Origin of the sequence: Clostridium hydrogenum (assembly GCF_021432385.1) — a bacterium.
GTDB classification, from domain to species: domain Bacteria; phylum Bacillota; class Clostridia; order Clostridiales; family Clostridiaceae; genus Clostridium_S; species Clostridium_S hydrogenum.
This window is the reverse complement of record NZ_JAEACT010000003.1, coordinates 14,839-38,135: the sequence shown is the minus strand read 5'-3', so window position 1 is coordinate 38,135 and position 23,297 is coordinate 14,839. Positions and strand designations below refer to the sequence as shown.

The window sequence follows — 23,297 nt, the reverse complement described above, 5'->3', positions numbered from 1 at the left end:
AAAACATTATGCCATATATATTAGTAGGGTTTGGGGGACTTATAGGAAGTATCACAAGGGTTAAATTAGGAGAAGTAATAAAGAAAAAAAGTAAAGGTATTTTCCCAATTGGAACGTTTTTCATAAATATTAGTGGAGCTATACTACTTGGTATTGTAGCAACTAAAACTACAAGTAATTTATATACTCTTCTTGGAGATGGATTTTTAGGTGGATATACAACTTTTTCAACCTTTATGTTTGAAAGTTTCAATTTATTTAAAGACAATAAAAAATTAAATGCAATTATATATATAATTTTATCTGTTTTATTTGGGATTATTGGATTTGTCATTGGAGTGAAGATTGCTTGATTTTTAGTAAACTTTATAAAGTATTAATAGTTTTTTTATAAATAGCATATAATTTAGCCCTATAATTAGAGATAAATCAAAATCAAAGAGTTAGGAGATTATTTTTGATGATTGAAAATGATTTTGTGATAATTGAGGCTAATGAGAATAATAAGAGATATGTTATTAGAAATAAGAGTAAAATAGAAATTGGTAATATACAAATCATAGAATATTCTGATGCCAACAAAAATTGTACATTTAGATTCTATTTTTATGAGAAAGAAAACAAATATCTTAAAGAGGCAATTAAAATTTTTATAGACATGATATTCAAGAGTATAGATTTATGTAAAATCAATGTGGTAATTGGACAAAATATAGAGTTACAGCCTTTTTTTGATTTGAATTTTAGTGTAGAGGGTGTTATAAAAAATAATATAATAAAAGATGATAAATTTAATAATGAGATATTGCTGGGGATAGAGTATAGTACATACAAAAATACGAAGTGTGAAAATTTATTGAGGTTAGATGGAAATAATATTTATTTGAGAATTTTAAGTACATATGATTCGGACAAGCTGCTAAATTACTATAAAAGAAACAAAGAATATCTTAGGCATTTTGAGGAATTGAAAAATGAAAATTTTTATACTTTAGAATTTCAAAAAAATATTATAATACAAAGTTATGTTCAGTTTTTAAATAAAAGCCAATTTTTTTGGGGTATATTTAAAGATGAAGCTATAATAGGAATTATTCAGTTATACGATATTTCTTGGGGAATATTTAAAAGTGCAACTATAGGATATTCTATTGATGAAAAAGAGCAGCAAAAGGGCTATGCAAAGGAAGCTGTGAATATTATATTAGAATATGCTTTTAATACTTTAAAACTCCATAGAATACAAGCGGCTACTTTAATTGATAATGTAAAGTCTAAAAGTGTATTGAAAGCATGTGGTTTTAAGGAAATTGGTATAAGTGAAAAGTATCTATTTATTAATGGTAATTGGGAAGATCATTGTATTTTTTGTAAATTAAGCAATTAACCTTCTTGACTCTACTCTAAGGTTAGGGTTTATAATTTCCTAAAAGGAGGTTGATATTTTGAAAATAAGTGAGCTTGCACAAAAAACAGGAGTAACTGTAAAAACACTTCTTTATTATGATAAAATCGGACTATTAAAGCCAATTAGAAATTCAAATTCATTATATAGAATTTATCAAGAAGAAGATTTGATTAGACTTCAACAAATTATAACTTTAAAATATATTGGATTGTCTTTGAACGAAATAAGACAAGTTCTATATGGAAGAGAGCAAAACTTAGAGAATATGATTAGTATTCAAAAAAAGGCTTTAGAGGAAAAGAAGCGCCATATAGAATCAGTTATAAGTGTTTTTGAAAAGTCAGAAAATCAAATAAAAGAAAATGGTTTTTTAGATGTGAGTAAACTCATTGATATTATCAAGATAACTAATATGGAGCGTAAAGTAAAAGAGCAGTATATTACAGATGAAAAGTTAAATTCTAGGCTTAGATTTCATAGTTATAACATAAATAAGACTGATTGGACTAATTGGTGCTTTAATGAAATGAAATTTTCAAACAAATCAAGGATATTGGAACTTGGTTCAGGAACAGGAGATTTTTGGTATAGTAATAGTAAAAATGTAAAGGATAGCTGGGATATTACAGTATCAGATTTTTCAGAAGGTATGCTGCTTTCTGCAAAGGATAATTTAAAAGATATAAATCATAAATTTTCATATAAACAAATTGATGTACAAGATATACCATATGAAGATGAAAGCTTTGATATAGTTATTGCAAGACATATGCTTTATCTTGTTCCTGATATAGAAAAAGCAATAAGGGAAATGAAGAGAGTTTTAGTAAAAGGCGGTACTCTTTATATAACTACCAACTCTTGTATGGCAATGGCAGAATTAAATGAACTTATAAAAAACTTTGATTTTAAACTTGGATTACATACTAATGGCATGTGTGATAGGTTTGATTTAGAAAATGGATATCCATTACTTAAAAAATATTTTGATGAAGTTAAGGTTGATATACTTGAGGGAAAAATAGTAATAGACGATGCAGAACTAATTGCCTCATACAAGGCATCTACAATAAAGGGAAGTTCAATGCTTGTTGGAAATAAGAGAAGAGAATTTACAAAGTATCTTGAAAATTACATTAAAGAAAAAGGTAAGCTAGCTATAACTACAAAAGCAGGAATTTTTAAAGCGGTAAAATTTAAACAGTGCTAAACAAAGTGTAGTGCAAAATCAAATAGCCTTTGGTAGGTGTAGAAAAATGATGTTAGTGAATAACATCTTAAAATCTTAAATAAAATTAATAAAACTAAGCGGCAAATTTTTTAAAGCTTAAGAGCTTTAGATAACTCGCAAAAATATGCTCAGACAATCTAAATCTCTAAAGCTTTAAAAAATTTTCCGCTAAGTTTTATACAATTTTATTTAAAATATTTTTTCAATGCTATTCCCTAACATCATTTTTTCCTCCACCTACCAAAGGCTATTTAATTAATTCAACTACATCTTTATTTCACAATATATAATTGCTTTCTACATTTAAAACATTAATTATAAGAATAAAAAAACTATTTTATTGCAATACACCCAAATTACGTAGGTACACTAATATTTTTGATTAATTTATGTCTTTCAAATGGAGCACTAGAAATTAATAATATAGGTTCAAGAATCTTAATGGGCTTACGCCCAAGCCTCTAGTATGGGGTCTTTCCTTTAAAACCATGTATATTGCAAAGCAAGTGTATTGCAGGATGATTTAAATAAAATTGTATAAATTTTAGATGAAAAACTTTAAAAGTGTTAGATGTTTCAATTGTTTGAGTGTCTTTTTAACGAGTTATTGAAACTTCTCAGGCTTTTAAAGTTTTTTGTCTTAGATTTATTAATTTTATTTAATATCCTGTGATACACTTATTTTGCATTAGAACATTTCCCCATTCCAGCCCCAATCTGTAATTTCTTCAATAGTTACATATATTGAATTTTGAGGTATTTGAAGTTCCCTTTCAAATAGACTGCAAATTTCTGCGGTCAATTTATTTTTTGCTTCTTTGTCAGCTCCTCCAAATATCTTTACTTCTACAAAAGCAGCCTTATCTTTTTTCTCACCTTTAAAATAAAGTGAATAATTATCATTAAAACCAACCATGAGCCAACTTTCACTTTTACCAGGAATTAAGCTTATCAAATTACCTAATTCAGATTTTAATTTTTCTTTTTTTTCATCATCAAGTTTTACTGTTACTTTAGAATTTATAAATGGCATAAAAAAGCCTCCTTCAATTTAATCAATTCACAGTTCACAATGCACAATTCACAATGAAGGAAGATTTTCTGTAGCAAAGCTACAGAAAATCATAAAACTTATTTTTTTATTGCTTGCGCAATAGAATGCTTCATTGTGTATTGTGAACTATGAATCGTGCATTGAAATAATTATATAATATTTTTCACTAATTTTCACAAAATAATTTAAGAAAAAATAAACTAACATACTAAAGGAAGGAGCTGTCGCACTAAGATTATTTAATACATAACTTAAAATTATTGAGAAGCATTAAATCAGAGTACAGAGTACAGTTAAGGTTGATTTACCTTTCTTACGTCAGGCAAATCTTAAACTTAAATGTTGTCAGCTTCGCTGAACAACATTAATGTCGCAATTGCGTAAGCAATCAAAAAATAAGTTATAAGATTTTCTGTAGCAAGGCGGAAGAAAATCATCCTTCACTGTACTCTGTACTCTGTCAGTTGTACTCTGAATAAAGTTTTGCATTTTTTAAGATTTGCGTATAAAACAATTTTGTTCAGCAGCCCTCAAAAAATAATTGACATCAGCATATAATGCTGTTAGAATGTATTTAGCACATTATCGTGCTAAAGTGATAAAGTATATAAGGTGTGATAATAATGATAAATTTAAGAAAATATATACCAGAAGGAACAAGAGACATTTTATTTGATGAGTGTACGAGAAAAAACAATATTGAGAATACACTTAGAAATATATATATTCAAATGGGTTATAAAGAAGTTAATTCTCCAACTTTTGAATTTTATGATGTATATAATTTAAAAAATCAACCTATAAATCAAGATAAGATGTATAAACTCTTTGATAATATAGGAAGAATGCTTGTATTAAGGCCAGATATGACAACTCCAATAGCAAGGATTGCGGCAACTAAAATAAAGGGAAGGTCATATCCTTTAAAACTTAGCTATACTGGAAGTATATATAGAATGAATGAGGCTTTAAATGGAAAGATAAGTGAGATAACTCAATCAGGAATAGAGATACTTGGCAGTAATAATTTAAGAGCTGATGTTGAAGTTTTAATTACTGCAATAAGGGCAATTTTAAATACTGGACTTGAAGATTTTAAAATTGAAATAGGTCAAGCGGAATTTTTTAAAAGCATAATGGAAGAAATCGACTTAGAGGATGAAGCTTCTGAAAAACTTAGAAATTTAATTGAAAATAAAAATTTCAGTGAAGTTGAATATTTTATTGAAGAAAACAAAGAAGTAATAGGGGAAAAAAGTGAAGTACTAAAAATGCTCCCGGAATTATTTGGCGGAAAAGAAGTAATAAAAAAAGCAGAAAAGCTTGTAAAAGGTGAAAAAGCTATAGAGGCATTAAAAATAGTGAATGAAGTTTATGAAATAGTTGAAAAAGCCGGTTTCCAGCAATATCTTTCTATAGATTTGGGAATGGTTCAGCACATAAATTATTACACAGGCTTAATATATAGGGGATATGCTAAAGGCATAGGAGATGCACTTTTAAGCGGAGGAAGATATGATAATTTAATAAGTCAGTTTGGCTGCGATATACCAGCGACTGGACTTGCAATAAATGTTGATAATCTTTTGGAAGCTTTATCAGAGAATAAAAAGAAAAGTGCGGAAGATAAAGTAGAATACATGGTGTTTTCAAGTTATGTTGAAAAAGCGTATGCTGCGGCTATAAAATTAAATGCTGAAGGTCATAGTGCAGAGGTAAGTCTTTTTGACGATTTGGAAGCTACAAAGAAATATTGCCTGGAAAATAAAATTTTAAAAATAATGAATATAGACAGCGGAAAAACAATAAATGTGGGGGAAGAATAGTTATGGAAAGTATTACACCAGTTAGAATTGCACTAACTAAAGGAAGACTCGAAACGGAGGCAATTCAAATCTTTGAGAAAGCAGGGTTAGATTGCAGTGAATTAAAGGATAAAGGTAGAAAATTAATTTTCCATGATAGAAAAAATAATATAGATTTTGTTCTTGTGAAAGCGGCAGATGTTTTGACATATGTAGAACACGGCGCAGCAGATATAGGTATAGTCGGAAAAGATACTTTAATGGAAATGAATAAGGATTGTTATGAAGTGCTTGATTTAAAAGTAGGTAAATGTAAATTTGCACTGGCATCTCTTCCTGAATTTAAATTATATGAAGGCTGCAATAGAAAAAAAATAGCTTCAAAATACCCAAATGTAACTAGAAATTATTTTAGAGATAAGGGTATGGATGTTGAAATTATAAAGATTGAAGGTTCAGTAGAACTTGCACCTATACTTGGACTTGCAGATGCAATTGTTGATATTGTAGAGACAGGGACTACCTTAAAAGAAAATGGACTTGTGGTTTTTGAGGATATATGCAGTGTCAGTGCAAGGATGATAGTAAATAGGGCAAGCATGAAGCTTAGAAAAGATGAGATAACAGGAATTATAGATAAAGTAAAAAATCTATAGGAAGGAAGAGAGAAGAGTGAAAGATATTATAAATTTAATATATAACAACAGTTCTGAAGGAAAAGCATATTTTAAGGCTTTAAATGAAAGACAGGGAAAAGCTGATGAAAAAGTAATGGATATAGTTGAGAATATACTTCAAAATGTGAGGAAATATGGCGATAAGGCTTTAATTGAATATACTAAAAAATTTGACTGCGAAGTTTTGGAAGATATAAAGGTTTCAAAAAATGAAATTGAAGCTGCCTACAAAAATGTGGATAGGGAATTTTTAGAAGCATTAAAGACAGCTAAAGAAAATATATTGGATTTTCATGAAAAGCAAAAAGAAAATTCAATTATAGAAACAAAAGATAATGGAGTTATGATGGGACGTATTGTTAGGGGACTTGAGAAGGTAGGAATATATGTTCCTGGTGGCACAGCAGCATATCCATCTTCAGTGCTTATGAATGCTATTCCAGCTAAAGTGGCGGGGGTAGAAAAAATAATAATGACAACACCACCAATGAAGAATGGTCTTGTAAATCCTAATATACTAGTGGCGGCAGACTTAGCGGGAGTAGATGAAATTTTTAAGGTTGGAGGAGCTCAAGCCGTAGCAGCCCTTGCTTTTGGTACAGAAACAGTTGATAAGGTAGATAAAATAGTTGGGCCTGGGAATATATTTGTTGCAATGGCTAAAAAAAGCGTTTTTGGGTTTGTTGATATTGATATGATTGCAGGACCAAGTGAAATACTTATAATTTCAGATGAAAAGGGTGATGCTTCATACATTGCAGCCGATTTAATGTCTCAAGCTGAGCATGATAAACTAGCTTCTGCAATTTTAGTTACAACTTCGAAAGAACTTGCAAATAAGGTAATATGTGAAATAAAAGTTCAAGTACAAGGATTAGAAAGAAAAGAAATAATACTTGAAGCACTTAAAAATTATGGAGCAATAATAATTGTAGATAATATAGCTGAAGCTATTGAAATAGGGAATACTATTGCACCAGAGCATCTTGAACTTATGGTAGAAAATCCATTTATTTATTTGGGAAAAATAAAAAATGCAGGTTCGATATTTCTTGGATATTATTCACCAGAGCCACTTGGGGATTATATTGCTGGACCTAATCACGTTCTTCCAACTAGCGGAACAGCTAGATTTTTTTCTCCACTTTCTGTTGATGATTTTATAAAGAAATCAAGCTACCTTTACTATTCAGAAGCTGCACTAAAGGAAGTAGGAAATAAAGTTATAAAACTTGCAGAAACTGAAGGCTTAACAGCTCATGCTAATTCAATAAAAGTTAGATTTAAGTATAGATAAGCAATTTCAATTTTCCAAGTTATACAGCTATATAGTTTTTAGACTGATTTCACTGAATTTGGAGGTGGTATTTATGGAAGAAAGAAAAGCAAGTATTAAAAGAAAAACAGGAGAAACAGATATTGATATTAATTTAAATATGGATGGGGAAGGAAAGTATGATATAGATACTGGAATAGGATTTTTTGATCATATGCTTTCACTTTTTAGTAAACATGGACTTATAGACTTGCAGATAAAAGCAAAAGGAGATACGTATGTTGATTCACATCATACCGTTGAGGATGTAGGAATAGTGATCGGACAATGCATAAAAACTGCAATTGGAAACAAGGCGTCAATCAATAGATATGGAACTGTATTTGTACCTATGGATGAGAGTTTAGCACAGGTTTCTTTAGATGTAAGTGGAAGACCGTATTTAGTTTTTGATGCAGAATTTACAGCAGACAAACTTGGTGATTTTGATACTGAAATGGTTGAGGAATTTTTTAGAGCTGTTGCATTTAATTCAGGTATAACGCTTCATGCAAGAGTTATTTATGGGAAAAATAATCATCACATGATAGAAGCACTTTTTAAAGCATTTGGAAGAGCGCTCTGCGAAGCATTATCGAGAAACGAAAGAATAAAGGGAGTAATGTCCACTAAAGGCATGCTATAGGTGGTGAAAATATGGATAAGAAAATAGCAATTATAGATTATGGAATGGGCAATCTTAGAAGTGTTCAAAAGGCATTTGAATCAATAGGAATATATCCTATAATAACTTCTAATATAAGTGAAATTGAAAGCAGTCATGGAATAGTGCTTCCAGGTGTAGGAGCTTTTCCAGATGCGATGACTAATTTAAAAAAGCTGAATTTAGATGAAGCTGTAAAGAAAGAAGTCCAAAAGGGTAAGCCTCTTATTGGAATTTGTCTTGGAATGCAGCTTTTATTTGAGGAAAGTGAAGAAATTAAGCCTACTTATGGGTTAGGTCTTATAAAAGGAAGAGTTAAAAAATTTGAGGTGGATTTAAAAATACCACAAATAGGTTGGAATGATTTAAGTATTCCAAGGAAATGTGAAGTACTTAATGGAATAGATGAAGGTGAATATGTATATTTTGTTCATTCATATTATGCGGATTTAAGTGACGAAACTAATTTAAATGCTTATTGTAATTATGGAATTAAGGTACCAGCAGTTGTAAGTAAAAATAATGTTTTTGGACTTCAGTTTCACCCAGAAAAGAGCGGAGAAGTTGGAATAAAAATGCTTAAAAATTTTGGGGAGTTGATATAGATGATAATATTACCAGCAATTGATATAAGAAATGGAAAGTGCGTGAGACTTTACAAGGGCAGTTTTGAACAATCAGAGATAGTGGCTGAAAGTCCAGTTGAGACTGCTAAGGGGTTTGAAAATGATGGCGCTGAATTTATACACGTAGTTGATCTTGATGGAGCATTAGGCGGAGAAGTAGTAAATATAAAACTAATAGAAAATATAGTTAAAAACGTAAGTATACCAATAGAACTTGGCGGCGGTATAAGAGATATTAAGGCAGTAGATAAGCTTATTTCCATAGGTGTAAAGAGGGTAATACTTGGAACCGCAGCAATTAATGATAAGAAATTTCTTAAAGAGGCAATAAGTAAATATGGTGACAGGGTTGCTGTTGGAATAGATGCAAAGAATGGTTATGTTGCAGTAAATGGCTGGCTTAAGGTTAGCGAGATAAACTATTTAGAGTTTGCAAAATTAATGGAGGATATGGACGTTAAAAATATTATACTTACTGACATAAGCAAGGATGGAACTTTGGAAGGACCTAACTTTGAAATGCTCCAGGCTTTAAAAGAAACTGTAAAATGTGATATAACTGCTTCTGGTGGAATAAAGTCCATTGAGGATGTGTTAAAACTAAATAAAATGAATATTTATGGAACAATAATAGGAAAAGCTATTTATAGTGGAAATGTGAAGCTTAAAGAGGCAATCAATTTAACAAGGGAGTGAGGTAGTTTGCTTACAAAGAGGATAGTTCCGTGTCTTGATGTAGATACCGGAAGAGTTGTAAAGGGAATAAATTTTGTAAATCTTAAGGATGTAGGAGATCCTGTTTCTATAGCTGAATTTTATAATAGGGAAGGTGCAGATGAAATAGTTTTTTTAGACATAAGCGCTACCAATGAAGGAAGAAAAACTATGATAGAGGTTGTAAGAAAAACTGCAGAGAAAGTGTTTATTCCTCTTACTGTTGGCGGAGGAATAAGAAACTTAGAAGATTTTAAAAATATTTTAAGAGCAGGTGCGGACAAAATTTCAATAAATTCAGCAGCCATAAAGAGACCAGAACTTATACGAGAAGCAGCAAATATGTTTGGAAGTCAGTGTGTAGTTGTGGCAGTTGATGGAAAAAAGCGAAAGGATAATTCTGGCTGGAATGTATTTATAAATGGTGGAAGAGTAGATACAGGTCTTGATGCAATTGAATGGGTAAAAAAATGTGAAAGCCTTGGAGCAGGTGAAATTCTCTTAACAAGTATGGATGCTGATGGAACTAAGAATGGATACGATATAGAATTCACTGATAAGGTATGTGAAAGCGTAAAAATACCAGTAATAGCTTCTGGTGGTTGTGGTAAACTTGAAGATTTCAAAGAAGTATTTGAGAAAACTTCAGCAGATGCGGCACTTGCGGCTTCACTATTTCACTACAGGGAAGTTACCATAAAGGAAGTAAAAGAATATTTAGGTGAGAACGGAGTAGAGGTTAGACTAAGGAGGGGTTAGTTTGGAGAAAAATGAGATAATTGGAAGCGTAGATTTTTCCAGGGGCCTTGTACCTGCAATTATTCAAGACTTCAAAAATAATGAGGTATTAATGCTTGCTTATATGGATAAAAAGTCTCTAGAGAAGACATTAGAAACTGGAACTACGTGGTTTTGGAGCAGGTCCAGAAAAGAGTATTGGAATAAGGGAAAAACTTCAGGACATTTTCAATATATAAAAGAAATAAGCGTTGATTGTGATGGAGATACAATTTTAATAAAGGTAGAGCAAGTTGGGGCGGCATGTCATACTGGAAACAGAAGCTGTTTTTATAGAAAATGCAAAGGAGCTGATTAAATATGAGTGAAACAGAAATTATAAATGAGCTATATTCAGTAATAAAAGATAGAAAAGAAAATCCTATGGAGGGATCTTATACTAATTATCTCTTTGAAAAAGGAATAGATAAAATATTAAAAAAAGTTGGAGAAGAAACTTCAGAAGTAATAATAGCTTCCAAAAATGATGATAAAGTTGAAATTGTAAATGAAGTTTGTGATGTTATTTATCATATTATGGTATTACTTGCTGAAAAAAATATTGAACTTAATGATATATCAGAAGAACTTGCAAAACGAAGTAGTAAAATTGGAAATAAAAAAGCAGAAAGAAAAACTATTGAAAAAATATAAGCTGTTGTATACAATTATAGTAGAGAAGGTTTTACTAAGGATAAACAATTTGAAACATTGAAATTGTTTATCTATATACCCAAGGATAAGGAGATGTAAATTTGAACAACAGTGTTATAAATCAAGTTGAAATTCTAACTTTAATGATGATAGTTGGAATGATTTTAAAGAAAACTAAGATTATAAATGAAACTATAAGTAAAGGGCTGTCGACTATACTTGTAAATGTGACTATGCCCTTTTTAATTATTAATTCATTTAACTTTAGTTTTTCAAAGAGTATGTTTAATAAGGGAATCGCTATTTTTGTTTGGTCGCTTGTAGCACATTTAGTATTAATATTATTCAGTAAAGTTTTATATTTCAAGTTTCCAAATGATAAAAAGAGCGTAATGAAGTTTGCAACTATTTTTTCAAATTGTGGTTTTGTGGGATATCCTTTAATTGCAGGATTATATGGCAAAACTGGCGTTTTTTATACATCAATATATTCAATTCCGTTTAATATTTTTATATGGTCTTATGGTACATTTTTATTTACAGAAAAGAGTGAAGGAAATGTATTCAAAAAAGTTTTTTTAACGCCGCCAATGATTTCTATGGCTATTGGAATTATAATATTTTTATTTTCTATAAAACTTCCAGCACCAATAATAACAACTTGTGAAAGCATAGGAAATATGACCACTCCGCTTTCTATGTTTGTAATAGGAGCAATGCTTGCAGATGTGAAGATAAAAGAAATATTTTCCGAGTTTAATGTTTATATTGTTAACTTTGTAAAACTCATAGCAGCTCCAATAATAATATGGTTCATTTTAAAAACATTTAATGTTGATAAGACTGTTTTAGATATATGTGTAATTTTAACTGCAATGCCATCTGCAACCTTAGTAGGGGTTTTTGCAGAAAATTATGGTGGAGACAAGCAATGCGCTTCTAAATGTGCATTTTTAAGTACCATATTATCCGTAATTACAATTCCCTTGATATTTAATATTTTATAAAGTAGCCAAATAAAAATACATACAATGTAAAAGCTATAGATAAATAGTGAAAAGTTTGTTATAATTTTAAAGGATTAAAAAGACAGTAAGTAATATTGGCACAAAGTTATGTACAATGTAAAATTTTTATAAAATCTAAAATATACTGAATTGTAAATTGTATATCTATGCATTATGTTATAAAATTCATCAGTATATTTATGAAAGGCGAGGGCGAAACATGAACGTTGAAGAACTAACAGTAAACACCATAAGAATTTTGTCAGCTGAAGCAATTCAAAAAGCAAATTCAGGACATCCGGGGACTCCACTTGGAGCAGCACCAGCAGCATTTGCTTTATGGTCAAAGGAACTAAAGCACAACCCAGCTAATCCTAACTGGGTTAATAGGGATAGGTTTGTATTATCTGCAGGTCATGCATCTATGCTTTTATATTCACTTCTTCATGTATTTGGATATGGAGTTTCTATAGAGGAAATTAAGAAATTTAGGCAATGGGAAAGTTTAACACCAGGCCATCCTGAATATGGCGTAACACCTGGAGTTGAAATAAGTACTGGACCTTTAGGCCAAGGTATTGCTAATGGCGTTGGAATGGCAATTTCAGAAGCTTATATTGCAGAAAAATTCAATAAAGAAGATTTAAAGTTAGTAGATCACTATACTTATGTTCTTGCAGGCGATGGCTGCATGATGGAAGGAATTTCAGGAGAGGCAGCATCTTTAGCAGGCACACTTGGACTTTCAAAGTTAATTGTAATATATGATTCAAATAACATATCAATTGAAGGAAATACAGATATTGCATTTAGAGAAAATGTTGGAGATAGATTTAAGGCATATGATTGGAATGTAATAGAGGTTGAAGATGGAACTGATATGTCAGCAATTGTTGCTGCAATTGAAAAGGCTAAAAATCAAAATGAAAAGCCAACTTTAATAATATCAAAAACAGTTATAGGCTTTGGTTCTCCAAAAGAAGGAACAGCAGATGTTCATGGATCACCACTTGGAGATGAAGGTGTTAAAGTTTTAAAAGAAAAATTAGGCTTTAATTACGATGAAGATTTCTATGTGCCTTCAGAAGTAAAGAAATATATGGAAGATTTAAAAGAAGCTTTAAAATCAAATGAAGATAAATGGAATGAGCTTAGAAAAGCATATTCTGAAAAATATCCTGAGCTTTCAAAAGAATTTGATGAATGGATGAGCGGAAAAGTAACAGTAGACTTGGATAACTTAGAAGAGTTATGGAAGTTTGAAAAGCCATTAGCTACAAGAGATGCATCGGGAAATATAATAAATACTTTAGCTAAGGTTATACCAAATTTAATAGGTGGTTCTGCGGATTTAGCACCTTCTAACAAAACATATATGAAGGGCAAAGGTGATTTTTCAAAAGAAAATAGAGCCGGAGCAAATCTTCATTTTGGAGTAAGGGAGCATGCTATGGCTGCAATTGCCAATGGAATGGCAGCACATGGTGGATTAAAGGTATTTGTTTCAACGTTCTTTGTTTTCAGTGATTATATGAAGGGTGCTATGAGAATGTCTGCACTTATGAATTTGCCAGTTGTCTATGTGTTGACACATGACAGTATAGGTGTTGGAGAAGATGGACCTACTCATGAACCAATTGAACACCTTGCGGGTCTTAGAAGTATACCTAATTTAACTGTTATAAGACCAGCAGATGCAGTTGAAACAGCAGCAGCTTGGAAATATGCATTAACTACAGCTGATGGACCAACTGTTTTAGTACTTACAAGACAAAAGCTTCCTTTATACAAGGAATCAGGAAAAGAAGCACTTAAAGGTGCATATATATTAAGAGACTCAGAAAAGGCTGAACCAGATATGTTACTCATGGCATCAGGTTCTGAAGTTGAATTAGTATACAATGTTAAAGATGAATTATTAAAGAATGGTATAGATGCTAGAGTTATAAGTGTACCTTCCTTTGAATTATTTGAAAAGCAAAGTGCGGAATATAAAGAAAAAGTTATGCCTCGTTCAGTTAGAAAGAGATTTGCAGCTGAGGCAGCAAGTTCATTTGGTTGGCATAAATATGTTGGCATGGATGGAGATATTCTTTCTATTGATCATTTTGGAGCTTCAGCACCAGCTGAGATTTTATTTGAAAAATTCGGATTTACAAATGAAAATACATTGAAAATGTGCTTGGATATTGTAAAAAATAATAAATAGTTTTAAAGTAACTGTTACAAAATTGGGGTGTAGTGATAGAAAGTATTTTATCATCAAATTTAGATATTACGAATCAAAGTGTAGTGCAAAATCAAAGAACCTTTGGTAGGCGTAGAAAAATAATGTTAGTGAATAGGGGCTCAAAATCCTAAATAAAATTAATAAAACTAAGCGGCAAATTTTTTAAAGCTTAAGAGCTTTCGATAACTCGCAAAGATTAGTTCAGACAATCTAAAACTCTAAAGATTGAAAATTTTTCCACTAAGTTTTATACAATTTTATTTAGAAATTTTTTCGCCCCTATTCGCTAACATCATTTTTTTCTTACGCCTACCAAATATTCTTTGATTAATCCACTACATCTTTATTTCATGATATATAATTATTTCCTAACTCAAAACAGTAATTATAACAATTTGAAAACTATTTCTTTGCACTACACCAAAATTCCGTAGGCACGGAGGAATTTTTTCCTTAAACCACTGTAATTGGGAAGTAAGAGCGTTTTGGAACGATTTAAATAACAGCTTATAAATCTTAGAGGAATATTCTCAAAAGACTTAGAACTTTCAATTTGTTTGAACGATAGTGAGTTATTGAAAGTTCTTAGGATTTTGAGAATATTCCTCTTAGATTTATTGTTGCTATTTAATGTTCCAAAATGCTCTTACTTTCCAATAAATTTTTTTTAAAAATTTGTTTATTTAAAGTAAAGTTGAACATAATATCATATATAAATTAGAAAATATATGATAAGGAGCTAAAAAATGAACAAAATAATTTTAATAGGAAGAATGACCAAGGATCCAGAAGTAAAACATTTAGAAGAAGTTGATAAATATATATGTAATTTTACTGTTGCAGTTAACAGAAAAGTAAGAAATAATAATGGAACTTTTGATGCAGATTTTATACCTGTAACCGTATGGGGAAAGACAGCTGAAAATACTGCTAAGTATATGAAAAAAGGATGTCTTGTAAGTGTTGTTGGAAGGCTTCAAATTAGAAGTTACAGCAATAAAGACGGTATAAAAAAATATGTTACAGAAGTAGTAGGAGAAGAAGTTCAGTTTTTAGAATATAAAAAGGAAATTGTTTAAAAATAATGAAAAGTAGGAGTGTTGCAGGATTATTTAAATGAAACTAATATCTTGTGGCACTTTTACTTTGCGTTGTATGGTAGTTAAAAAAATTCTTTTGTACCTTGAGTTAAAGACTCTATATTTTTTAAATTATATATTGCCATATTTGTATTCATGATGTAATATATAAATATAGCAATATGTGGTTATCGAAACTATATGGTGACTTTAATATGAAATAACATGTTTCTAAAATTAAGGAAATTTGTTGAGTTATGTCATTGCATGTTTTAAAATTTTTATAATGAGGTGAGTGGTTTGGAAGATAATAATTTTTATACTAAAGGAGAAGAAATTGCTAATGCAATAACACATGGTATAGGTGCGCTTCTTTCAATATCGGCATTAGTACTTTTAATTGTGTTTTCAGCTAAATATGGTACAGCCTGGCATGTAGTAAGTTATACAATTTATGGAATATCACTTATTATTCTATATACATTTTCTACATTATACCATAGTATTCCTGGTAGAGTTGCGAAGAAAGTTTTTAGAATATTTGACCACGCATCTATCTATATTCTAATTGCAGGCACATATACTCCTTTTGCACTTACAATACTTAGAAAGCATGGTGGCTGGATAATTTTTGGGGTTGTATGGGGAGCTTCAGTTATAGGAATACTAATAAAGATATTCTTTTGTGGCAAGTTTGAAAAAATATCAACTTTATTATATGTAATCATGGGGTGGCTAATAGTATTTTATTTAAAAACTATAATCACAGTTTTACCAATACACGGTATAATTTTGCTTGTAGCTGGTGGAGTAATATATACATTGGGAGCAGTACTTTTTTTATTTGATAAAATTCCATACAATCATGCTTTATGGCACTTACTTGTGATGGCAGGTAGCGCATGTCATTTTTTCTGTATTTTATTTTATCTTTTTTAATTATCAGTATTGATATATCAGTATTGATATATCAATACTGATAATGCTATAATTTAAATATGAAAGTTTGGGAGGAATTAATAAATGGAAAAGATAGCACTAATAACTGATACAACAGCAGACCTTACAGAAGATACTATAAAAAAATATAATATTAATGTATTATCTTTTAGAATTATTTATAAGGATAGAGAATATAAAGATAAAGTAGATATAACCTCAGAGGAAGTTTACGGAAATCTAGAAAAGGAAGTACCAACATCATCAATGCCAGCACTTCAAGATATGGAAGATTTATATGATAAATTAGAAAGAGAAGGTTATACGCATGCTATAGCGATTACTCTTTCAACTGGATTGTCAGGAATATTTAACGGTCTTAAGCTTACTGCGGAGAATCACCCTAAAATTAAATCTTACATTTATGATTCTAAGTCAATATCGGCAGGAGAAGCAATTTTTATCAAGGAGTGTGCAAAATTAATAGAAGCTGGCAAGAGTTTTGATGAAATTGTAAAAGAAATACCTAAAATAAAGGAAAGAATGCACTTATTTTTTGTTATTGGAACTTTGGAATATTTAAAAAGAGGTGGAAGAATAGGTAAACTTGCAGGAACTATAGGTCAATTTTTGAATATAAAACCAATAGTTTCAATAGACAAAGATGGATATTACTATTCTTATGATAAGGTTAGAGGAAGGAAACAGTCTTTAAATAGAATATTTGAAATAGCAAAAGAAATAACGGATAATCATAAATGTTCTGCTTATGTTGTTCATGGAGATGCAGAAGAAGAAGCTCGAAAGTTTTTTGATAAATTAAAACTGCTTCCTAATATAACAAGTTGTTATTTTGGTGGATGTTTAAGTCCAGTAGCCGGCGTTCATAGTGGACCTGGATTGGTTGGACTTGTAATGTTAGAGGAAAAATAAATATTAAAATGAAAAATGGAAGCATAGATATAAAGGAAGAAGAAAAAAGATTATATCAAGAATACAGAGAGAGACTGGCGGAACTAAAAAGGATTGAAAAAGAAGGAAAAGCAGTTGGTCAAGTATTTACTAAAGGGTTGTTGCCAATTTATGTATTATACATATTGAGCTTAGGGTCAACAAATGGAAATGATATAGCACATAAAATTGGAGATAGAACTAATGGTTTTTGGATTCCAAGTACAGGAGGAATATATCCAATTTTGAAAAAAATGGAGAAGGAAGGATTTATAATTGGAAGGTGGAGTGAGGAAAGTAAAAAACAACAGAAAATTTATACCATAACTGAAAAAGGAATTAGTGAATTTGAAAGCAAAAAGCTATTACTAAAGGATAAAATGAAAGAAGCTTTGGAGGTTTTTAAAATAGTTTATAAGGATTTGTATAATGAGGATTGAAATTTTTCTAAATTCATTATAAAATAAGGTTATTTGGGTTATTGCATAATGAATTAAGCCAAATTTCTTTGTTTTTAAATATATTTTAAACTTAATAGGGGGACTTTTTATGGATTTTTATTCACTAGTAATAATAGCCATAGCACTTTCATTAGATGCATTTGGCGTAGCAATTAGTATAGGAATTAATAAAGGTGTAAAAAGAAACAGTAAATTAATTTTTGCAGCTTCATTTGGTTTTTTTCAATTCTTTTTTACGCTTTTGGGAGCATATGCAGGCTTTTTATTTAATACCTATGTAGTAGCAATTCCTAAAATAATTGGTGGAGTTATTATTGCATTAGTTGGGGTATTAATGATAAAAGAAGGCTTTGAGGAAAAGGAAGATAACATATTTTCAAGCTTTAAAATGTATATAATTTTAGGAATTTCAGTAAGTATTGATGCAGCAGTTGTTGGATTTACTGTTTTTAATAAAATAAATAGTAATTACATAATAGCAGCCCAATCCATATTTGTAGGAATAGTAACTTTTATTATATCGGTACTAGCTTTTATTATATCAAAATATTTGAGAAAATTAGAATTGGTAACCAAGTATGCTGATTACGTTGGTGGAGTAATTCTTATATTATTTGGATTAAAAATGATGTTCTTTTAAGGTAAAGGAAAGAGCTTTTGAAACAAAAATTGCTTTGCAGTAATTAATAAATATTGCGAAGCTTTTTCCAAAGTACAAAGTATAAAGTACAAAGAAGGATGATTTTCTGAGCCTGTAAAAAATTTTGTGTAAACTGAATAAAAGTCACTCTTTCTTGGCAATAATTTAGATAAATAAATTACAATTATTTACAAGAAGGAGTGCTTTTTTATGTCGAATATTTCTAAAGAAATTTTAAGAAATTATATTAATGAACAGAATTTTAAAAGTCCAGATGATATTTTAGCTGCCATGAAGGATATGTTTAAAGATGTACTTCAAGAAGCCTTAGAGGCTGAAATGGATACACAGCTTGGATATGACAAATACGATGTTGCTGAAAAACAAACCCAAAATAGTAGAAACGGCTACTCAAAGAAAACTTTAAAATCTGAACTTGGAACAGTTCAATTAAATGTACCACGTGATAGAAATGGTGAATATGAACCTAAAATCATTCCTAAATATCAGAGAAATATAACTGGAATTGAGGATAAGATTATGGGACTTTATGCAGCTGGAATGACTACAAGAGATATAACAGAACAAGTTAAAAATCTTTATGACATTGAATTATCAGCTGAAATGGTATCAAATATAACAAATAGAATTATTCCAGTAGTTTCAGAATGGCAGAACAGACCTCTTGAAAAAACTTATTCTTTTGTATTTATGGATGCAATTCATTATAAGGTACGAGAAGATAAGCAAATTGTAGTTAAGGCAGCTTATGTTGTATTAGGTGTAACTATGGATGGAAAGAAAGAAGTATTGGGCATATGGGTAGGTGCAAATGAAAGCAGCAAATTCTGGCTATCAGTATTAAATGATCTTAAAAATAGAGGCGTTAAAGACGTCCTTATATTCTGTGTAGATGGTTTAAATGGCTTCAAGGAAGCCATTGGTGCAGTATATCCTTTTGCTAAAATACAACGTTGTATAATACATCAGCTAAGGTCCAGTATGAAATATATACCATATAAGGATAGAAAGGCTTTTGCATCAGATTTAAAATCTGTCTATGGAGCAGTAAATGAAGATATTGCGCTTGAAAATCTTATGGCTATAAAAGAAAAATGGCAAAGTAAATATCCTAATGCAATAAAAAGCTGGGAAGATAATTGGGATAACTTGATAACTTTCTTTGCTTTCCCTGACTTTATACGTAAGATTATATATACAACCAATGCAATAGAAAGTCTTAATAGTCAATTTAGAAAAGTAACTAAAACAAAACTCATATTCCCTAATGATGATAGTCTTATGAAAATGTTGTACCTTGCTACTCAGAAGGTAAGCAAGAAATGGACTCGTGCATATGAAAATTGGGATCTTGTTATAAGCCAACTTAATATATTATTTAGTGAAATCTTAAACAAAGGAGCATAAATTGGGGACTCTGTCCCCAAACCCCTGAGGTTTATCGCTTTAGTTCTCCCAGAAACGGATAAAACGGATAGTTTAAAACCATCCGTTTCTGTAAAGAACACTAATATCCGCTCAGGTTGCTCCTCAGCATTGCCTTATCCTGCTATTAGCAAGTATATTATTGACCAAAATTGGATATAATATACAATGTAATGCTGAATAAACAATAAACTTTGAAAAATTTATTTTACAAAATTTTACAAAAATATCATTTCGAAATTATTTGTCTAAAGAAAGAGAATACACATAATTATTTACACGGCCGATTTTCTTTTCGCTTTGCTACAGAAAATCTTAAAACTTATTCTTGATTGCTTAAGCAATCGCAGTATTAATGTTGCTCAGCGAAGCTGACTACATTTAAGTTTAAGATTTGACTGACGTAAGGAAAGGTAAATCATCCTTCTTTGTACTCTGTACTTTATACTTTGTACTTTGGTTTAATGCTTCTAAAATTTAAAGGTACTTACAAGTTCTTTAAGCTTTTGAGACTGAACGTTTAACTTTTCAGCTAGGTTAAATATTTCATCATTTACTTCCATTTGTTCATGTATAGAAGCTGAAACTTCTTCAGTAGAAGATGTATTTTCTTCTGATACATTTGCTATATTAGAAATGTTTACATTTAAAGTATTCTTATCATTATCAATCTGAGTTATTGTATTTATTGCCTCTTGCATAGAACTTCCTATTTCTGAAATAGAGCGCTTTATTTCATCAAAAGTAAATATAGTTTCTTTAACTTGTTTAAGTTCACTAGAAAAAGCTGTTTGTGCTTTTGTTGATAAATCAAGTGAAGAATTTATTGAAGAATTAACTTGATTTAATATAGCTTCTATTTCATTTGAGGCATCTTGAGATTGATTAGCCAATTTCCTGATTTCATCAGCTACAACAGCAAATCCAAGACCTGCTTTTCCAGCACGAGCCGCTTCAATTGATGCATTTAAAGCAAGCAAATTAGTTTGATCTGTTATTTCATTTATTTTATTTAATATAATAATTATATTTTTTGTATTAGAAGCTAAGTCATTCATTTCTTTAACAACGTCTCCCATAACTTTGGAATTATTATCTGAAGCATTATTCAAGCCTACAATTATAGAATTACTTTTGTCTAATAAAACCATCGATTTACTTGTAGCTTGATTTACAGAATTTAAAGTTTCAACTGATTTACTTATTTCATTATTAAAATTATCTGATATATGCAAACATTTTAAAGTGTCTTCAGTTTGAGCAGAAGAACCATTTGCAATTTCTTGTACAGCTGCGGTTATTTCATTTGAAGATTGTTTAAGATTACTTGAAACATTTAAAATATATGAGGAAGATTCATTGGTTTCTGTGCTTAGCTTTGAAGTATCAATAAGAACACTTCTTAAATTAAGTATCATTTTATTAAAGTTTTCAGATAAACTGTTTAACTCATATATGTTGTATTTTTTATCGGAATTAAAATGAAAATTTCCACTTGATAATTCTTTTGCTATACCTATTATATTTTTAATAGGTTCAGAAATTTGGTATGTTGTAAATATTGATACTACCATAGAAACAATAATGCATAGTATTGTTATTAATATCGTAAAAATACCAATTGTGTTTGCAGTACTTGTTAATTCTGATTTAGGAACTATTCCTATAAGCTTCCAACCTGTAGTGTCTGAAGTCGAATACACACCGTACATTGTTTTGTTGCCATCTTTATAAGTAAAATCACCAGTATTAGAGTTTTTAATCTTAGAAAAATAGCTATCTTTAATTTTTGTTCCTACTAAACTTGAATTTTTATGAGCGACTATAGTTCCATCAGGTGCAACAAGAAATAGGTAGCCATTTTTTCCTATAGAGGTTTGAGATAGTTTATCACTTAGTGTACTAGGATCTATGTTAAGGCATAAAACACCAACATTTTTAAAGGTAACTGTACTTTTTATTAATCGAACAAGACTTAAAACAAAATTATTGTTCGAGTTACTTCCTAAATATGAAATTTTATGAGGAACTGTCCAAAAAGATTGTCCATCTAGAGATATGGCTTTCTTATACCAATCAGAATCTTTTACTTTCTGCAGATCTTCATCAATAACATAATCATTAGTAGAGGTTACAGACAATGTGTTGTCTGTAAATATAGCAGAACTTGTTATTAAACCGTTAGCAAGTGGGCTAATATAAGCCTCTTGAATTGTTTTCCTAAGTCTAGATGAATTTGTATCAAATGAATTTTCATCAGGTTTAGTAGAAAGTTCTGCTATAAAATTAGAATTTTGTATAAGCTGATAAGAAGTATTATCTACTGTAGAGTTAATTAGGTCTATGTAATTTTTGTTTTGGTTAAGTATTTCTAAAGTTGAGTTTTTAAAGTCTGTTGTCACTTTTGAACGTGTTATTAAATAAGTTATTATACCACATAAAAATAATGAAACAATGATAACGGAAGAAAAAGAAAAAACTAACTTTTTTAATAAGCCATTTTTAATTTTTAAATCATCAGATATTTGTTTAAATAATTGTAAAGATTGTTTTTCTTTTTTTCTTTTTTTAGTTTTCATTTGTATCCCCCCCATGGTATATATGATACAACATAATGAAAACGATTTAAATACTGTTTAGTAAAATTTATGACACTATAAAAAAAAAATTGTAAATATAAACGAAAAAATAAATCTATTTATGCTATAATTATATGGAAATTATAAAATTATATTAAGGTGTGTAATATAAAATGGATTGTAAAGAGTATCTGCAAAGTAAAAATATAAAAATCACTAAGGGTAGAATTAAAATTTTAGAGTTACTTAATAAAGCTAAAAATGCTTTAAGTGTAAATGATATATACTATTATTGTAAAGATTGTGGATTAAATATAGATTTGTCTACGGTTTATAGAAGTATAGATTTGTTTGAACAAAATAATATAGTGGATAAAATTGATTTAGGGGACGGAAAATATAGTTATAAGATAAAAGAACATGATCATAAGCATATATTGAAATGTTGTGTTTGCCATAAGCAAATAGAAATTGATTGTCCAATGACTCAAATTGAAGAACTTATAAAAAACAAAACAGACTTTGTATTGGTAGATCATGAACTAAAACTTAAGGCATTGTGTAAAGAATGCATTCGAAAGAAAAATAATAAAAAGGATAAATGAAGCCTTAATTATCTTCAGAATTTATATTTTCAGTTGGTATTTTTGTTGAATCCTTAACTGACCAAATTCCAGAACTATTTTTAATCATAGTTAATTTATAAGTTACAATTTCATGAGGAACTTTATTGGATATTCCAGTGACAATTATTATCGATGTATGATTATCCGAAAATTTCAAGTTATATGAATCAACTTCATATAATTTATTACTATTAAAAAGCCCGGATGTTGCATAATGTTCAGCAGCATAGGTTATATCACTGCATTTATCAATTATTATTTTGTGATGAATATATAAAGCAGCTATGAAGAGAATTAATAGGATTAATAAATATTTATATAGTTTTTTATGCATTTTATACACAACCTTTATTTCAGAAATTAAAGATAACTACCTTGAAACTTGAAATTTATTTGTATCAAAATGACATTCCC

24 protein-coding genes are annotated in these 23,297 nt (G+C 29.8%); 21 read left to right on the top strand and 3 right to left on the bottom strand.

All coding sequences use genetic code 11. The annotated features are described in order from the left end of the window. The first annotated feature begins 8 nt into the window (after positions 1-8). The 3 genes from crcB (at position 9) to CUEA01_RS13410 (ending at position 2,618) form a co-directional block, all read left to right on the top strand. The gene (gene crcB, locus CUEA01_RS13420; protein ID WP_234122207.1) at positions 9-353 is read left to right on the top strand and encodes a fluoride efflux transporter CrcB; all 345 of its coding nucleotides are present in this window, start codon (positions 9-11) and stop codon (positions 351-353) included. Positions 354-460: 107 nt separating this feature from the next. Further along, the gene (locus tag CUEA01_RS13415; RefSeq protein WP_234122206.1) at positions 461-1,387 is read left to right on the top strand and encodes a GNAT family N-acetyltransferase; all 927 of its coding nucleotides are present in this window, start codon (positions 461-463) and stop codon (positions 1,385-1,387) included. Positions 1,388-1,445: 58 nt separating this feature from the next. Beyond that, a complete protein-coding gene (locus CUEA01_RS13410) occupies positions 1,446-2,618 on the top strand; it encodes a MerR family transcriptional regulator (RefSeq protein ID WP_234122205.1) in 1,173 nt (390 codons plus the stop codon). A gap of 709 nt (positions 2,619-3,327) precedes the next feature. Here the strand turns inward: CUEA01_RS13410 and CUEA01_RS13405 are convergent. After that, entirely contained in the window at positions 3,328-3,672 is a 345-nt protein-coding gene (locus CUEA01_RS13405) for a phenylpyruvate tautomerase MIF-related protein (protein ID WP_234122204.1), read from the bottom strand. A 644-nt stretch (positions 3,673-4,316) separates the two neighbouring features. On the opposite strand from CUEA01_RS13405, the gene CUEA01_RS13400 reads away from it, so the two are divergent. The 17 genes from CUEA01_RS13400 (at position 4,317) to CUEA01_RS13320 (ending at position 19,660) form a co-directional block, all read left to right on the top strand. Beyond that, on the top strand, positions 4,317-5,519 hold the full coding sequence (locus CUEA01_RS13400; RefSeq protein WP_234122203.1) for an ATP phosphoribosyltransferase regulatory subunit: 1,203 nt from the start codon (positions 4,317-4,319) through the stop codon (positions 5,517-5,519). Positions 5,520-5,521: 2 nt separating this feature from the next. Further along, positions 5,522-6,154, top strand: coding sequence for an ATP phosphoribosyltransferase (hisG, locus tag CUEA01_RS13395; protein WP_234122202.1), 633 nt, complete (start codon positions 5,522-5,524; stop codon positions 6,152-6,154). Positions 6,155-6,170: 16 nt separating this feature from the next. Next, positions 6,171-7,472, top strand: coding sequence for a histidinol dehydrogenase (gene hisD, locus CUEA01_RS13390; RefSeq protein ID WP_234122201.1), 1,302 nt, complete (start codon positions 6,171-6,173; stop codon positions 7,470-7,472). Positions 7,473-7,545: 73 nt separating this feature from the next. Continuing rightward, positions 7,546-8,136 carry an imidazoleglycerol-phosphate dehydratase HisB gene (gene hisB / locus CUEA01_RS13385; protein WP_234122200.1) on the top strand — a complete coding sequence of 197 codons (591 nt, stop codon included), beginning with the start codon at positions 7,546-7,548 and terminating at the stop codon, positions 8,134-8,136. An 11-nt stretch (positions 8,137-8,147) separates the two neighbouring features. Continuing rightward, positions 8,148-8,759, top strand: a complete 612-nt coding sequence (gene hisH / locus CUEA01_RS13380) for an imidazole glycerol phosphate synthase subunit HisH (protein ID WP_234122199.1) — start codon at positions 8,148-8,150, stop codon at positions 8,757-8,759. After that, positions 8,760-9,476, top strand: coding sequence for a 1-(5-phosphoribosyl)-5-[(5-phosphoribosylamino)methylideneamino]imidazole-4-carboxamide isomerase (gene hisA / locus CUEA01_RS13375; RefSeq protein ID WP_234122198.1), 717 nt, complete (start codon positions 8,760-8,762; stop codon positions 9,474-9,476). Between the two features lie 6 nt (positions 9,477-9,482). Then, positions 9,483-10,253 (top strand): imidazole glycerol phosphate synthase subunit HisF, encoded by a 771-nt coding sequence (hisF, locus tag CUEA01_RS13370; RefSeq protein WP_234122197.1) that lies wholly within the window; start codon positions 9,483-9,485, stop codon positions 10,251-10,253. A gap of 1 nt (position 10,254) precedes the next feature. Beyond that, positions 10,255-10,590, top strand: coding sequence for a phosphoribosyl-AMP cyclohydrolase (gene hisI, locus CUEA01_RS13365; RefSeq protein WP_234122196.1), 336 nt, complete (start codon positions 10,255-10,257; stop codon positions 10,588-10,590). 2 nt (positions 10,591-10,592) lie between these two features. Next, the gene (gene hisE, locus CUEA01_RS13360) at positions 10,593-10,925 is read left to right on the top strand and encodes a phosphoribosyl-ATP diphosphatase (RefSeq protein WP_234122195.1); all 333 of its coding nucleotides are present in this window, start codon (positions 10,593-10,595) and stop codon (positions 10,923-10,925) included. 101 nt (positions 10,926-11,026) lie between these two features. Then, positions 11,027-11,932, top strand: a complete 906-nt coding sequence (locus tag CUEA01_RS13355) for an AEC family transporter (protein ID WP_234122194.1) — start codon at positions 11,027-11,029, stop codon at positions 11,930-11,932. Positions 11,933-12,152: 220 nt separating this feature from the next. Beyond that, entirely contained in the window at positions 12,153-14,141 is a 1,989-nt protein-coding gene (tkt, locus tag CUEA01_RS13350; RefSeq protein ID WP_234122193.1) for a transketolase, read from the top strand. Positions 14,142-14,908: 767 nt separating this feature from the next. Beyond that, positions 14,909-15,241 carry a single-stranded DNA-binding protein gene (locus CUEA01_RS13345; protein ID WP_234122192.1) on the top strand — a complete coding sequence of 111 codons (333 nt, stop codon included), beginning with the start codon at positions 14,909-14,911 and terminating at the stop codon, positions 15,239-15,241. 300 nt (positions 15,242-15,541) lie between these two features. Continuing rightward, a complete protein-coding gene (gene trhA / locus CUEA01_RS13340) occupies positions 15,542-16,180 on the top strand; it encodes a PAQR family membrane homeostasis protein TrhA (RefSeq protein WP_234122191.1) in 639 nt (212 codons plus the stop codon). 84 nt (positions 16,181-16,264) lie between these two features. Next, positions 16,265-17,113, top strand: a complete 849-nt coding sequence (locus tag CUEA01_RS13335; protein WP_234122190.1) for a DegV family protein — start codon at positions 16,265-16,267, stop codon at positions 17,111-17,113. Positions 17,114-17,121: 8 nt separating this feature from the next. After that, positions 17,122-17,571 carry a PadR family transcriptional regulator gene (locus tag CUEA01_RS13330; RefSeq protein WP_234122189.1) on the top strand — a complete coding sequence of 150 codons (450 nt, stop codon included), beginning with the start codon at positions 17,122-17,124 and terminating at the stop codon, positions 17,569-17,571. A gap of 109 nt (positions 17,572-17,680) precedes the next feature. Beyond that, a complete protein-coding gene (locus CUEA01_RS13325; protein ID WP_234122188.1) occupies positions 17,681-18,232 on the top strand; it encodes a manganese efflux pump MntP in 552 nt (183 codons plus the stop codon). 210 nt (positions 18,233-18,442) lie between these two features. Further along, positions 18,443-19,660: an IS256 family transposase gene (locus CUEA01_RS13320; protein WP_234120032.1), complete on the top strand. Its 1,218-nt coding sequence runs from the start codon at positions 18,443-18,445 to the stop codon at positions 19,658-19,660. Between the two features lie 488 nt (positions 19,661-20,148). On the opposite strand, the gene CUEA01_RS13315 is transcribed toward CUEA01_RS13320, so the two are convergent. Beyond that, positions 20,149-22,257 carry a methyl-accepting chemotaxis protein gene (locus CUEA01_RS13315; protein ID WP_234122187.1) on the bottom strand — a complete coding sequence of 703 codons (2,109 nt, stop codon included), beginning with the start codon at positions 22,255-22,257 and terminating at the stop codon, positions 20,149-20,151. Positions 22,258-22,430: 173 nt separating this feature from the next. Here CUEA01_RS13315 and CUEA01_RS13310 point away from each other — a divergent pair, with 173 nt between their 5' ends. Continuing rightward, positions 22,431-22,862 carry a Fur family transcriptional regulator gene (locus CUEA01_RS13310; RefSeq protein WP_234122186.1) on the top strand — a complete coding sequence of 144 codons (432 nt, stop codon included), beginning with the start codon at positions 22,431-22,433 and terminating at the stop codon, positions 22,860-22,862. Positions 22,863-22,866: 4 nt separating this feature from the next. Here the strand turns inward: CUEA01_RS13310 and CUEA01_RS13305 are convergent, their stop codons facing one another. Then, positions 22,867-23,217, bottom strand: a complete 351-nt coding sequence (locus CUEA01_RS13305; RefSeq protein ID WP_234122185.1) for a hypothetical protein — start codon at positions 23,215-23,217, stop codon at positions 22,867-22,869. Between the last annotated feature and the right edge of the window lie 80 nt (positions 23,218-23,297).